11 protein-coding genes and 1 pseudogene are annotated in these 13,915 nt (G+C 69.0%); 8 read left to right on the forward strand and 4 right to left on the reverse strand.

The features are described 5' to 3' along the window. Positions 1-266 precede the first annotated feature (266 nt). On the forward strand, positions 267-935 hold the full coding sequence (locus tag AB0877_RS07175) for an HNH endonuclease family protein (RefSeq protein ID WP_366607450.1): 669 nt from the start codon (positions 267-269) through the stop codon (positions 933-935). Positions 936-987: 52 nt separating this feature from the next. Here AB0877_RS07175 and AB0877_RS07180 read toward each other — a convergent pair whose 3' ends face one another. From AB0877_RS07180 to AB0877_RS07195, 4 genes are all read right to left on the reverse strand, one after another. Further along, a complete protein-coding gene (locus AB0877_RS07180; RefSeq protein WP_366607452.1) occupies positions 988-1,239 on the reverse strand; it encodes a hypothetical protein in 252 nt (83 codons plus the stop codon). A gap of 129 nt (positions 1,240-1,368) precedes the next feature. Then, the gene (locus AB0877_RS07185) at positions 1,369-1,602 is read right to left on the reverse strand and encodes a hypothetical protein (RefSeq protein WP_366607454.1); all 234 of its coding nucleotides are present in this window, start codon (positions 1,600-1,602) and stop codon (positions 1,369-1,371) included. Further along, positions 1,602-1,760 carry a hypothetical protein gene (locus AB0877_RS07190; protein WP_366607456.1) on the reverse strand — a complete coding sequence of 53 codons (159 nt, stop codon included), beginning with the start codon at positions 1,758-1,760 and terminating at the stop codon, positions 1,602-1,604. Before AB0877_RS07190 ends, AB0877_RS07185 begins: the two co-directional genes overlap by 1 nt. Before the next feature lie 152 nt (positions 1,761-1,912). Then, the gene (locus AB0877_RS07195) at positions 1,913-2,893 is read right to left on the reverse strand and encodes a DUF6745 domain-containing protein (protein WP_366607458.1); all 981 of its coding nucleotides are present in this window, start codon (positions 2,891-2,893) and stop codon (positions 1,913-1,915) included. Between the two features lie 522 nt (positions 2,894-3,415). Between AB0877_RS07195 and AB0877_RS07200 the strand changes: the two are divergent. From AB0877_RS07200 to AB0877_RS07230, 7 genes and pseudogenes are all read left to right on the forward strand, one after another. Beyond that, positions 3,416-3,667: pseudogene (locus tag AB0877_RS07200) on the forward strand (hypothetical protein); the annotation flags it as partial. Then, the gene (locus tag AB0877_RS07205) at positions 3,622-3,879 is read left to right on the forward strand and encodes a hypothetical protein (protein ID WP_366607460.1); all 258 of its coding nucleotides are present in this window, start codon (positions 3,622-3,624) and stop codon (positions 3,877-3,879) included. The pseudogene AB0877_RS07200 and the gene AB0877_RS07205, both read left to right, overlap by 46 nt. Positions 3,880-4,103: 224 nt before the next feature. After that, on the forward strand, positions 4,104-4,436 hold the full coding sequence (locus AB0877_RS07210; protein ID WP_366607462.1) for a hypothetical protein: 333 nt from the start codon (positions 4,104-4,106) through the stop codon (positions 4,434-4,436). Between the two features lie 606 nt (positions 4,437-5,042). Then, on the forward strand, positions 5,043-6,782 hold the full coding sequence (locus AB0877_RS07215; protein ID WP_366607464.1) for an Hsp70 family protein: 1,740 nt from the start codon (positions 5,043-5,045) through the stop codon (positions 6,780-6,782). 1 nt (position 6,783) lies between these two features. Then, a complete protein-coding gene (locus AB0877_RS07220; RefSeq protein WP_366607466.1) occupies positions 6,784-8,883 on the forward strand; it encodes a hypothetical protein in 2,100 nt (699 codons plus the stop codon). 433 nt (positions 8,884-9,316) lie between these two features. Next, on the forward strand, positions 9,317-12,361 hold the full coding sequence (locus AB0877_RS07225) for a BTAD domain-containing putative transcriptional regulator (RefSeq protein ID WP_366607468.1): 3,045 nt from the start codon (positions 9,317-9,319) through the stop codon (positions 12,359-12,361). A gap of 209 nt (positions 12,362-12,570) precedes the next feature. After that, the gene (locus tag AB0877_RS07230) at positions 12,571-13,890 is read left to right on the forward strand and encodes a hypothetical protein (RefSeq protein WP_366607469.1); all 1,320 of its coding nucleotides are present in this window, start codon (positions 12,571-12,573) and stop codon (positions 13,888-13,890) included. Positions 13,891-13,915: the final 25 nt, after the last annotated feature.

The following is a 13,915-nucleotide window of genomic DNA, read 5'->3' on the forward strand; positions in this document are numbered from 1 at the left end:
CGCGGCAACGCGGGCCAAGCAGGCCCCGATCGACCTGCGCTGCCGGGAGATGGGCGCGCAGTCGTTCGACAGCAGACGCCGTACTTCGCGTACCCGGAACAGACAGCCGGCGCGGCTGCGTTGCGCCGACCCGGCTCGTGCTCGCACGCCAGCCCCAGAGCGCTTCAAAGTTTCCTGGCTGCTTCCTCACCCCTTCACAAACACGCCCTTCGATGGCAACGATCGTCAGAGACGGTTGCCGTCCAGCCAGTGCCGAGGAGGCCTCCATGCGGGTAACCCCAGTCTCTGCCCGTTCCCCACGCATCACGCGCCACGCCGCCACAGTCGTTCTCGCCGCCGTCGCCGTCCTGGTCGGCGTCAGCGCGCAGCCCGCATCCGCCGCACCGCCCGGGATCCCCTCGAAGGCGACGGCCCAGTCGCAGCTCAACGCCTTGACCGTGGCGACGCAGGGCTCAACAAGCGGCTACTCGCGGGACCTGTTCCCGCACTGGATCACGATCAGCGGTAGCTGCAACACCCGCGAGCAGGTCCTCAAGCGCGACGGCACCTCCGTCGTCGTCGACAGCGCCTGCGCCGCCACCTCCGGCCGCTGGTACAGCCCCTACGACGGCGCCACCTGGACCGCGGCCTCCGACGTCGACATCGACCACGTCGTCCCTCTCGCCGAGGCCTGGCGCTCCGGCGCCAACTCGTGGACGACCAGCCGGCGGCAGAGCTTCGCCAACGACCTCACCCGCCCGCAACTGATCGCGGTGACGGACAACGTCAACCAGTCCAAGGGCGACCAGGACCCGTCCACCTGGCAGCCGCCCCTGTCGTCGTACCGGTGCACCTACAGCAAGATGTGGATCACTGTGAAGTACAACTGGGGCCTGACCCTGCAGTCGTCGGAGAAGTCCGCCCTGCAAAGCATGCTCAACACCTGTAGCTCCTGACCACGATCCGGCTAACGGTCTGCGCCTCGAGGTGCAGACCGTCAGCCGGGTGCTATGCCTGCTGTGGTGGCTGGCTGTCGCCGGACTGCTTGCGCCACTGGCCGCCCGCGTCGGCGGCGAGCAGACGCTTGACCATGGCGAACGCCTCGCCTTCGGTGTCGAACTCCCACCGGAGCACCCGGCCGGTCTCGCTGTCGCCGGCTCGGGCGGTGACCTTCCACCGGACCTCGCGGACGAGCCACACATCTCGGCGGCCCAGGCGACCCCAGATCCCGTTCCACCAGCGCGCCGCCACATCCTCCACCAGCTAATCGTACAAGTGTTCGATCAGGGAATGATGTTGGGTGCCGATGCGGCCGGGCTCGGGTGGTGTCGTTCTCTGGTCGGGACGCGGGCCGCTCCGGGTTAGGTCGGTTGGCAGCCCATGCTGACGTCACTGGTCCTGGGGGACAGGGCCGTCGTACCGGAAGGTTGGCGGGTCGACCTCGCCAGCGCAGCGGAGGTAGCGGTGCTGCACCGGCTGGCTGGGATGCTCGCGGGCACCGAGGTAGGCGCCGCTCTGCGACAGGACGATGGCCTGCGGAAGGGACCCGTCGTCATCAACCTCAATGTGGGTGAAGCGGCCGTCGGCAGGGCCGCCGAGCAGCCATGCCTCGACGGCGGGCATCAGCGACTCACCGTCAGTGTGGCGGCGGCTGTCAGCAGCCCGGCGACGGCGCCGATGAGGGCGGCCGTCGCGCCGATGAGGCCGGTCACACCGGCGAGGTGCTCGAGTGGTGTCGGCCTGTCGGTGCGCCGTGATCGGCTGCGTCCACCCCGGGTCATGGCTGCGCTCCTTCGTCGCTGGATGGGACGTGGCGTCGTCCCTGCGGAGGTACTTCAGCAGTGGTGGTCCAGCCGATCAATGCTTGATCGTGTTAGCTGTGGACATTTCAGGTGCCTGTGGATAACCAGATGATCACTGCGGACTTCTGGGATCATGCACCGCTCGTTGCCGACCCCGAGCGAGGTGGATTGATGAGAACACCGTCATGGGCCCACACGTGGTGACCGTCGCGCCATTGGATAGCTGGCCCGTCGCCGGCATGGAGACGGTCCTGCTCGTTGAGTGTGAGCAGGGTGGGTCGCTCGCTCATGACCACGGTTTCCGGGAAGGGCCACCAGGGTCCGCTGGTGAGCGCGACGTCGCGGCAGCCCTGCCAGGCAGCGCCGGGGTCCGTATCGAAAACTCTGCGGTAGGTGTCGATGGCCGCCAGGACCATGAGGTCGGGGTAGAAGCACCAGGCCGGGTCGAAGAATCGGTCGTTGAGGTCAGGTGTGCTGTAGCGGACGACGGCACGGGCCTCGTCGCTCTGGTCGACTAGCCCGTGCTCCTCGGACCAGTACCAGGCCGGTTGGAGCGTGTAATCGGCGCTGATCGCGCGGTCAATCGCCGACCACGCAGGGCTCAGGACGTGCCGGTAGGTCTGATGCACGGCGTGAAGCACGGGCCGCAGCACCGATCGCTCGGACGGCAGGACAGGCGGGCACCGGTAGGGGCGCTCCATCAGGTCGTACCGCTCGTCCATGCCGTCGTAGCGTTGCTCGCCGTAGAACCCCTTGCGTTCGAAGTAGGAGTGGAACTCGCCGAAGGCGCTCAACCGCTCGGTGTCGCTGGCCCGATCCACCAGTGGGCTGCGGGCCGCAGACAGCGCCTTGTTCAACACCGCGCGACGCACGGAATTGACGAATGGAACCTGCCCATCCTGGATCAAACTCCTGACGAGGTCGAGAGCCGTCCACGGGGACGGGCACCAGATGAACTCGGAGGGCTCGGGCCTGCCAGCGGCGCGATAGGCGGCGCGGGCTGCGGCTTCGGCGTGGCTATGGTCGGCCGGTTCGGACGTCAGGACCGCGCGGCTCCATGTGCGGCCTATGTCGTCGGCAATGGGGTGGGCGGGTGTGTTCGAGGGGTCCACGGTTCCATCCAATACGTGTTGGTGTCGTTGGCAAGAGACACGGGCTGGACGTCGGCAACGGATGTGCGGGGAGCCGCGACGGCCGGGCTTAGGGAGGACCCTGTTGCGGTCCTTCCCCGCTGCTTCACTTCGGGCCAGGCGAGCGCCGCCAGCCGAGTCGGGGCTTCCTCAAGGGGTGCCCGGTGCTCCTGGCGCCGACGGCACTGTCGTAGCTCATAGGTCATCCATGACGCGCCCTAACAGGTAATCGCGAGCGGAATAGCGGGACATGCTCGACCTATCGCCAATTCCGCAGCGGATGAATGTCGTTTGCCTGATAATGGTGAACACCGTTTGTCTCCCACGGAAACTGCACCTTTCGGCTGCATGAATATTGGGCATCCTGACCCTTGCTGGCGATTCTCGCCTGGTGCCAGCTAATTCCGTGACGGCGTCGCTAATTGTGATCTGCCGGCCCGCCTGCTGCCCGGATGACCGTTTTGTGGAATCAATTTGTAACCACGCTTTACACGGGAAGACAATGACCTCACCGATTTGACGGTTGTGAGCGAGGGTGGCGAGGGCGGGGCATTTGCCGTTCTCAACACCACGCAGCACCACCCCTTTTGGAGCGAGACCCGAAGTCAATGGGTTGACGCAGGGCAACTACAGCCTGTCGAGCGGCTCCTGACTTCTAGCGGGAGACAGCGACGGTCGTTCAGGTCCACAACTTCACGCGCTACCAGACGATGCGCGACCTCACCGTTGCCAATATCCACACGTACTACGTGCTAGCTGGCAATGCTCCAGTGCTGGTGCATAATTGCGGTAAAGACACCTACGTGGCGAATCCAAAACATGGGCCGACGGTCCGGAGTTCGGTGCGAGGACCCAACAGTGCCGAGCCGAGGAATGGTCAGGGCGCATTCGAAAATTCCATCGAATGGACCCCGGAAGCCCCTGGGCAGGCACCAAGGCGAATTGGCATGCCGACGGCGAGATTGTGATATTGGATCGGACGGGCAAGAATGCCTGTGGATGTAGTGCCCCAGGCGGAATGAATAACGAATGGCACGGCCATGTCCGAGCGTGGGATGAGTTGTCGCAGGGCATGCAAAGTGCTGTTCGGAAGGCTGGTTTGGTTGATCGTAAAGGTCGACCACTGTCGTGAATCGCGCTGGTGCTAGCATGTTTTGAAAAATGTGGAAACTCTCGCAGAAGGTGAGCTTCGATGAATCTGGATGACCCCGATGTCGTCTGGCGTGCGAAGATGATCGCTGACGTGGAGAGTGGTGTCGTGGCTCGCGCTACTGAGGCCCTACTTTCGTTGACAAACCATGAGTCCGACCGTGCCTGGATCGAGGGGGTCTTGCTTGAAGTTGTTAATGGCCCCTTCGATCTGCAGGTGCGGCAGCTTGCCGTGATCTGCCTCGGTCACGTCGCGCGAATTCATCGCGCGACATCGGAAGCGGTGATCCGAGAGCTGAAAGTGTTGGAAGAAATTCCTGAGTTCAGATCACGCGCAAAGAACGCCCTTGAGGATATCGAGGTTTTTGTGAAGTAGGTTGAGCTGCTGTCCATGCGTTGAATCTATTCGGATGGTTCGGGCCCGATTCAACGCCGGGCGACACAGCGTCCTAACGAGTGGAAGCTATCTGTCCTCGACGAGACCGTTGAGGCGTTCGACGGTGGCCTGATGGGCGGGCGTCAGGTGAACTGCGTGAGCTCGGGCAAACCGGCTTAACGGTCGGCAGTGCTAGCTGCAATCTCCCTTCGGCGCGCGGCGAGGCAGCACGCCCACCACGTGGCCGAGCGGGTCCGTGGCGATACCCAGGGTGCTGCGGTAGGTGTCGAAGGCGGCCAAGACCGTGAGGCCGGTGCAGTAGCACCAGGCCGGGTCGAAGATCGGTCGGATTTCCTCGACGAGGCCCGGCGGCGCCTCGGCGGCCGGTGATACTGGTTCGGAGCTGGCTGACCTCTGTTGGCCGTGAGTGATTGACGGGTGACGTGAATGTGATCCTCATGTTTGACTATGGACATGGGGTCGGGGGAAGCACGGTTGTCGATCGACTGCGGCAGCGCCGGCACCCAAGCCGTCCTGGCGTGGGCCGACGGCAGCGCGCACGTGCTGTCATTCGACGGGAACCCAGCCCTACACAGCGCGTCGTCGATGCCAGCGAACGGACAGGCGGCGAGGCAGCCCTCAGCGTTCATTCCGGGGCCGCGCCATCCGGTGGAGGACGCGACGGCAGGTGACGCTGGCGGCGACGCGCTGGAGGTGGCGGCGTCGCCGCTGCGCAGGGTCGCCGCCGAAGCCGAGCGGGTAGTCGGTCAGCCGGTGCGGGATGTGCGGGTGGTAGTCCCGGCGGAATGGGGGCCCCGACGGCGGACCTGGATGCGGCAGGTCGCGCACCGGGCGGGGTTGCCGCAACCGCGTCTGGTGGAGGCCCCGGTGGCGGTCGGCGAGTATCTGCTCACCACTGGTGTGCAGGTGCCGGTCGGTGCGTTCCTTGTCATCTGTGACGTCGGCGCTGGCGCGGAGGTGACGGTGCTGCGCCGAGGGCCGGCCGGATTCGAGGTCCTCGCGACCCTCGCTGACGCCGCGGCGGGCGGCACGGCAGTCGATCACGCGCTCGCCGACGCCCTCATCGGCGCGTCGACCGGGGAGGGTCAGGGCGCGTTGCGCGCGTCGGTGGCGCACAGCGTTCGGGTGGCCAAGGAAGCGTTGGTGAGCCATCCGGCTGTCACGGTTCCGCTCCCGGACCGGCCACCGGTAGTCGCGAACAGCGCGATGCTCGACGAGGCCGTCCGGCCGGTGGCGTGGCGCGTGGCGCAGTTGACGCAGGAGACAGTCGCCGCCGCCGAGCTCACGGTCGGCGACCTCGCCGGTATCTACTGTGTGGGCGGCAGCGCCCAGCTACCGCACCTAGCGGCGGCGATCGCCGAGCAAACAGGCGCCGCACCCGTCGTCGTGCCCGAGCCGGCGCTGGTCGCGGCTCGGGGCGCCGCTGACGTCGGCGCCGTCGATACCGCGACGGTCGAGCGGGTGGAGGTGCCGGTGCCGCCCGTGCGGCGGGCGGCGGCGATCGCGGTACCCGGCTTCGCGTCGCTCGCCCTGATCTGGCAGTGCCTCCTAACCGCCGAGGAGCACGGGGTGCTCGGCGTGTACTACTCGGTGAGTGTGAACTGGGGCGAATTCACGATGGCGGCGGTGATGGCCCTGCTGGCATGCCTGGCCGCGGGCACAGTCCTCGGCTCGCTGATCGCCGCCCGCAGTCCCACCCCCGGCACCCGAACCGAAGGGGGACGGGTCAGCGTCGGGATCCTCGCCGCGGTATCCCTCGGCGCGGCGATCGCAGGCCTGTACGCAGTGGTCACCAGCCAATACTTCGGTATGCCCGTCGGCCCGTACCTGAAGTGGGCGCTGTGGCCAATCGCACCGGTGTCGGTGATGGCCGTGGCGATGGCAGTCGTCGCCGCCCGGCAGTGGCGTTCCCCGCACGGCGGCTGGTCGGCGTTGCTGGCCGCACCGACCGGATCCATCGTCGCCGCCACGCTCGGCATGGGGTTGATCCAGTACTCCCTGACCGCCGACCGGTGGCCGGACCGGATCCTGTGGATCGACATAGCCGGCCGCGTCGGCGGTCTCCTCCTCGGCGTCGCCGTGGTCATGGCCGTGGTGACACCCTTGATGTTCCGCCTCATCCTCGCCGCCCCGCTGGCGGTGATCTTCGCGGCGATCGTCAATAGACGGGCCGCCGGCATGCTCGGCGTCATCTACGCCATCGCCGTCGCGACCTGGTGGGCCACTCGGCTCTGGAGCCGTGTCCTGCGCCCCGCCCCGCCCACCCCCACCGCACCGCCCACGGGACCGGTTCGGGCGGACGTGTCACCGGGTGGAGGCGGGTGACATGCGGTGGCCGCGGCAGCTGATGTCGCTGCTGTTCGTCCTCACCCTTCTGGCCGGCCCTCCGATAGTGCTGATGTCACTGATCGGAGCACCCATACAAGGGTGGCCGACCGCCGCGCAGGCACGCGAGTGGGTGCAGAACCCGCTGACCGAACAGACCCTCACCGCCGCGCTGACCATCGCGGCCTGGCTGGTGTGGCTCCTGCTCGCCTACACGGCCACAATCCGGGTGCTGACCCGCCTGAGCGCCACCGTGTCCTGGTTGCGGCGCATGCCGCTGCCGACACCCTTGCAAGCCACCGCCGGCGGCATCGCCGGCGCAGCCGTCCTCGGCGTCAGCTCCCACGCGATCACCGCACCGCCACCGCCGCCCACGCAGCCGGTAGCGGCAGGAACCCTGGATGAGGCCGGCAACCTGACGCCATCAGACGGCGACGTCCTAGTCGACGCGGGGATCAGCGTCGCCGGTGGCTGGCTGCCGCGCGACGTGGCGGAGCAGGTCAGCGCGGCGGCGGCGCTGGTGTGGCTCCGTCGCCGCCGCTCCTACCGGCCCCGCCCGCCCGGTCCACCGAGCCGCGAGGACACGGACCTGGCGCCGCTGCCCCCGACAGTGGCGGCCGTACAAGCCGCCCTCGCCGACTCGACGCCACCGCCTACCGAACCCGGCGTCGCCTCGGCGGGCTCGTCGCTGCTCGACCGGCCAACCGTTGGTGGGGCTTTCCCCCGAGGTGGGGTCGGTCTAACCGGGCTGGGGGCGCAGGACGCGGCGCGAGGCCTGCTCGTCACCAGCCTCCTAGCTGGGCGTCATCACCCGGCGGCGTCCGTGGTCGTCACCCGACCTGTCCTGGCCGGGTTGCTCGGCCCCACCGCCGAAACGCTGGGCCGGCGCCTGCCGGGGCTGGCCGTCATCGACAACCTCGGGCAGGCAGCGGAGTTCTTCTCCGGAGCTCACCCTGGTCGTGGCCTGGGCGGACGAGACCAGGCACAACGAGACACGCAGAAGGGCGCCGGCTCACCCGGACCAACCCTCATCGTCGATGTCGGGTCCGCGACGGACAACGCCGAGACCCTGGCGAGTCTGGCCACCGCCTCCGCCCCGGTGGCCGTGCTTGGACGGTGGCCGGCCGGCCAGACATGGCAGGTCGACCCGTCGGGGCGCACCCACCACCAGGACGGCAGCGGGTCAGCCGGGCCACGGATGTGCGTCCTTACCCAGGTAACGGCCACCGACCTGCTCACCGTCATCGGCTACCCCGACCCGGCACCGCCACAGCCTGGCATCTCCGGCCCGTCGCGCAACCCCACCCTGGCAGGCCGGTCCCCGCAGTGGGAGGCCACCGCCCAGGACCACCCCGGCGGCACAAGCAACGACAAGCGACGCCTTCACCTGCGCGTGCTGGGCGAACCGACAATGCTGCTGGACGGCCACCCTGTGGAGATCCGGCGTACCGCCGCGCTCCAAGTCTTGGTGTTCCTCGCCGCCCAGCCCGACGGAGCCGACACCCGACAGCTGACCGACGCTATCTGGCCGGGCCTGCCCCGCCGCTCTCTCACCGGCCGCCTGTACACCACCCTCAGCGACCTCCGCGCCACCATCCGGTCCACGGCAGGAGTGACCCTCATCGAGCACACTGACGACCGGTACCGCCTCGACCCCACCAACGTCACCGTCGACCTGTGGCACTTCCGCCACGCGGTCCGTAACGCCACCACCGCCGTCACCACCGACGCGACGACCTGGAAGGCCGTCATCGACGCCTACCCCGCTGACCTCGCCGCCCGACGGACCTGGCCCTGGCTCGACCCGATCCGCGAGGCCACCCGCCGCCACGTCATCGACGCACACGCGGCTCTCGCCAGCGCCAGCCCTGACGCCCGTCAGGCCCTGGCATGGCTGCAGGCCGGCATCCGCATCGACCCGTACAACGCCGACCTGCACACCCGCGCAGTCAGCGCACTCATCACCCTCGGCGACCACGACGCGGCCGACCACCTGCGGAAGGATTACGCCCGTCGTCTCGCCGCAGCGGGCATCCTCCCCACCGACACGGCGCTCACGAAAGCCACTCTCATGGACCATCCCGCCATCCCCACCCGGTAACGCCGCCCGCTCCGAGCGCACGGGCAACCCAGTTAGGGAAAGCCCGAACTGTGCTACCCCTGCACTTCCGGCTCCGTTTCCACTTCCGGCTTCCCCTACTCGGTCCCAGACAACCAGCTCGTCCTGCTGACGAGGTCGCGTCGTGGCCTCAGCAGATCCCGCCGGTCGCACCGTCTCGACTCCGATCGACTGTCTGTGAGCTGGGGTTGTGAGGTCGTGTCAGGTCGTGTGAGGTCCTGTCAGCCAGCGGAACCGCATCGTCTTCTGCCGCTCGCCCTACGGTCGATTCGTGGCCAACGTTTCACGGCGCCGCCAAGCCGGCTCGGTGCCGGGCGGCGTCCGGGTCCCGTCACACGGCAGCAAGGGAGGGGCGATGAGGTCCAGGGTCGCTTCGGCCGCTCACACGTCGGCGGCCACCCTGCTGGTCGTCGCTGTGCCGATCACGCTCGTCCGCCTCGGCAGATGGCCACGCCCGCAGGGCTCATGGACGACCCTGCTCCGCAGCTGGGTCGAGGAGCCCCTCAGCGGCGGCTTCCTCGCCGCCATCGCCTACCTCGCGGCGTGGCTGCTGTGGGCAATGCTCGCCGCCGCCATCACGGCCCGCCTGTACGCCCAGGCCGCCCGGATGTCACGGCGACTACCGCGGCTGCACATGCCCGGGCCGCTGCAGGGCATCACGGCGGCTGTCCTCGGAGCAACCGCCGTCAGCACAGCGGCCACCGCGACGCCCGCCGACGCCAACGCGACCACCACCCCGGCCGCGGAGACGACCCACGCACCGCAGGGCCCAGCAGCCACCGCGCGCGCCCACGCCGACGACCAGACCACCTCACCAACTAACGGCAAGGACCAGGCCAGGCACACCTACACGGTGCGGCGCGGCGACACGTTGTCCCGCATCGCCCAGGACCGCCTCGGCGACGCGGACCGCTGGCCCGAGATCTTCACCGCCAACCGTGGCACCCGCTTCCCCCACACCGGTGGGACACTGCGCGACCCTGACCTCATCTACCCGGGCTGGACACTGCGACTACCTCCCACGGTCGAAGCACCACGCCCCTCGCCCCGACCGGCGCCTGCCCCAACGCCGACGACATCAACTCCGTCAGGACCGTCCAGCAGCCCGACCGGAACGGACACCGACGATGGCCTTGTGGAGTCCGCCCCAGCGCCCACGTCTGCGCCAGCCGACCATGCTTCGGCGTCGGGACCGGCTGCCACGCCCACCACTCGCACCGCCGACGACCGAACCGCCCCGACGCCGCGACCTCAGCCGGGTGTGTCGCTCGGTACGGGTAGCTGGCTCGACATGGGACTCGCCGCCGCAGTCCTCGCCGCGGTGGCCCTCGTTTGGGCACACCGCCGTCGCCGCTACATCCCCCAGCAACCCACCGCGCGCCCACGCCTCGACGACCCGAGCGTCGAACCGATGCCGGCAGTGGTCACCCGGATCCGTCGCGGCCTACGGGCCCTGACACCGAGCACCAAGACGATCCCTGACCCCAACCCCGACCTCGACCCTCCGCCCGACGAACCCGTCGCGGATGCCGACTCGGAACCGGCAGACGCGGCGGACGACGAGACCTCCACGCTCACGGCGCACGAGTCGCAGCCGCCTATACCCGCGCCGACCCGCCCGCTGATCGAGGTATGGCCGTCGGCGGGACTCGGTCTGATCGGGCCCGGAGCCGAGGCAGCGGCCCGAGGCGCGCTGGTGTCCGCCCTCGCCGCCGGCGGACCGGACGACCCTAATAGCCGCCACCACGTCGTCATCGCCTCGGACACCCTCACCATGCTCCTAGGCACCACCACAATCACACTGGCGGACACCCCGCGGATGACCATCACCAGCGGACTCAGCGACGCGCTGACGCTGATAGAGGAGCGGACGCTGCACCGCGCACGCCTGTGCGGCGACTATGAGGTCGACACGATCGCCGACCTGCGGGACCGGGACCCGATAGCCGAGCCCGTGCCGCCGACGGTGCTGATCGCCGCCCCCACCGCTGCTCACGTGCGCGCCCGCATCGCCGCGCTGCTCACGCAAGGGCACCGGCTCGACATCCACGGCGTCCTGCTCGGCGCCTGGCCCGATGGAGACACCATCCTCGTCGCCGAAGACGGCTCCACCAGCATCATTAAGCACGACGCGAAACAGCACAGCTGTCCTTCCGCCGTCGGCCGCCTGAGCGTCATCAACCGCAGCGAGACCGCCGAACTGCTGCGGCTCCTCGCCGAGTCCCATACCGGCGAGCCTCAACCGCCAGCACCCGCGCAGCGCGTACCACTACCCGCAACCGTCAGGCACCTCGCCGAAAACAGCAACGCGGCACCCCAAAGCGATGACGAGGCTGCCCCGCAGCTCGGCCCGCGCCCCGCCAATGCCGGTCGCCGCAACGTACTTACCCCGCCCCAGAGCGTCGACATTCCTGCCGAAGTGCAGCCCAGCGAGCGCCGCGCACCGGTATCGACCGCACCGCCGCGCCCTGTCATCGGTCAGGGACCACGACGGGCCGCAGCCAGCGGTGTCATCGCCGGCTTGCCCGATCACACTGACATCGGCGACCCCGACAGGCTGGTCGTCGCCGCCGACGATCCGAACCCGACACCCGAGCATTCCGCCACCGCGCAACCGCACGAGCGCCGCGATCACGCAAGCAATGAACCGCACCCGGCGGGCGACGACCAGTCTTCCCGTACCGGCGCACTCGTCGACGTTCGAGTGTTCGGCGGGGCCCGCATCGTGGATATGGACACGACCACGCCGCTGCGGGCGAAAGCCCTCGAGCTGCTGGTCTACCTCGTCGTTCAGGACGGCGACGCCGCACAGGACAGCATCCTCGACGACCTGCTGCCCGACGCACCCGCGTCGAAGGCACCGCACCGTCTGCACACCTACGTATCGGCCCTACGCAAAACCCTCGTCCTCACCGGAGGACCCGCCACCTACCTCACTCACCCGTCGCGCCGCTACGCCCTCAACCGCGACGCCCTCGACACCGACCTGTGGCGCATGCGCGCCGCGCTGCGCGACGCTGCGCGCGCTACCACCGACGCCGACCGCACCGCCGCACTGCAGCGCGCCGTCGACGCCTACGACGGCACACTCGCCGACGGATTCGACTACGAATGGATCGAGGCATACCGCGAGGGCATCCGCCGCCAAGCCCTCGACGCCCACCTCGCCCTCGCCGCCGCTACCCCTGACCCGACACAAGCCCTGACCGTCCTGAAGGCCGCGATACGCCACGACCCGTACGCCGAAGCCATCTACCAGCAAGCGATGCGCGCCCACGCCGCACTCGGACACCTCGAGCAGGTTCGCTCCCTACGCCGGGCCCTCACCCGCCGGCTCGACGAGATCGACGCCGAACCCAGCGAGGACACCCTCAGACTCGCCGACCGGCTCATCGCCGACCTGCGCCGGCAGAAGCCGACCGGGAAGACCGACTCTCACAACAGCGGACTGCACCCATGACGCCGGACCCTTCGGCGGCACCCGACGCTCGTCGTGGCAGCCTCCACGATCAGCCCAACAGCGGCGGCCCGCAGACGACGAACTGGGACCGCAACGGCACCGAATCGCCCCTGCGAGCAGCCGTACTCACCGGCCATCCTGGGCCCGCCCGCAGTCCTCAGGGCGGATCGGCGCATCGACAAGCTACGTCCCCGGCGACCCTGGACACGGTGGACGCCGAGCTGGCCACGGCAGTCCGGCAGGCCGCCTGGCTGCGCCAGGTGTTCTACGTCCTGGTGCTGTTGGTCGCCCTCGTTGGACAAGTCACCGGCGCCGTCCACACACTGGGCGTCGCGCTGGTCGTCGCGGTCCCGGCCGTCGCGGCGCTCGAACTGGGCGGCGTGGTCGTGATGGCCAACGCCGACGTGCGACGCCGCCTCGGCGAGCGGGCAATCGGATCACGCCTGCTGTCCGCCGCGATCGCCGCCGGAGCCGTCACCTTTAACGGGGCCGCCCATCCCGACCACCTAGTTGGCGGCTTCTACGCGGGCATGTCCGCCCTCGGATACCTCGTCTGGCTGATGCACGCCGGCAACCAGCGCCGCGACCGGCTGCGCGTCACCGGGGGCCTGCCGCCCACACCACCGGCCTACGAGGTGTTCGGGCATTGGATTTGCCACCCCGTCGTCACCTCCCGGGCGCGGTCCATTGCCAAGGCTAACGGTCTCGACCTGTACGAGTCCCTCACCGCGGCCCGCACCGCGATCGACCGCCGACGCCGCGATGCCGCGATCGCCAAGGTGCTCCACCACAAGATCAGAACCGCCGTAGACCCCACCACCGCCGACATCGCCGTACACGTGTACGACCTGGACGAGATCGCCGCACGCCTCGCGGCCACCGCCGACTACAACGGGCTGACCACACTCCTGGCCGCTGACCTCGCCCCGCAGCGGATCATGACGGCCCACAGTTCCCGTTACCGCCGTCGCTGGTTCAGGCCAGAGCGCATCGCCGACGCACCACCGGCACCCGAGCCCGCCCGCTCCGCGCCGCAAGCGCCCACCGCGCCGGCGGCGGACACGCCTCGCGATGACCGGCAGGAGCCAAGACCAGAGCCAGAGGAGAACCCCGCGCCGGCCCCGAGGAGCCACCAGCAGAGTGCCGAGAGCTGCAACGCTGACCCGCCTGAAGCTCTGTCGCCGGACGATCCGGCCGACGCGGACCCGGCAGACAGGTCCGTGGACGACAAGGACGTCCTTGGCGCGAACGCCGACGAGGAGACGGACGGCGGCGGTCAGAATGCTGCCGCCGACGACGCCAACGACGACGAGGACTCGGAAGTGCCCCGGGGAACCGCGCAGGCAGTGGCCTACTGGCTGCGCAAGGAGCCGAACCTGGACCCTGAACTGCTCGCCGAAAGAATCGGCAAGTCACTGCGATCGGTCTACCGATACCTGCCGGCGGACTACCCCCGGCGACCGGGGATCGCCAGGCGACGGACCGGACGCCAGCCCGGCCCCACCCGGCGCACGAGCCGCAGCGAGTGATGTCAAACAAAAACGACCGCCTACC

The organism is Micromonospora sp. NPDC047644 (genome assembly GCF_040704315.1).
Lineage (GTDB): Bacteria > Actinomycetota > Actinomycetes > Mycobacteriales > Micromonosporaceae > Micromonospora.

What these genes read in the sequence shown, in the direction of transcription:
- AB0877_RS07175 (WP_366607450.1), top strand. Translation starts at nt 267, where the DNA reads ATGCGGGTAACCCCAGTCTCTGCCCGTTCCCCACGCATCACGCGCCAC.
- AB0877_RS07185 (WP_366607454.1), bottom strand. Translation starts at nt 1,602, where the DNA reads ATGCCCGCCGTCGAGGCATGGCTGCTCGGCGGCCCTGCCGACGGCCGC.
- AB0877_RS07190 (WP_366607456.1), bottom strand. Translation starts at nt 1,760, where the DNA reads ATGACCCGGGGTGGACGCAGCCGATCACGGCGCACCGACAGGCCGACA.
- AB0877_RS07205 (WP_366607460.1), top strand. Translation starts at nt 3,622, where the DNA reads ATGCGCGACCTCACCGTTGCCAATATCCACACGTACTACGTGCTAGCT.
- AB0877_RS07210 (WP_366607462.1), top strand. Translation starts at nt 4,104, where the DNA reads ATGAATCTGGATGACCCCGATGTCGTCTGGCGTGCGAAGATGATCGCT.
- AB0877_RS07215 (WP_366607464.1), top strand. Translation starts at nt 5,043, where the DNA reads ATGCCAGCGAACGGACAGGCGGCGAGGCAGCCCTCAGCGTTCATTCCG.
- AB0877_RS07220 (WP_366607466.1), top strand. Translation starts at nt 6,784, where the DNA reads ATGCGGTGGCCGCGGCAGCTGATGTCGCTGCTGTTCGTCCTCACCCTT.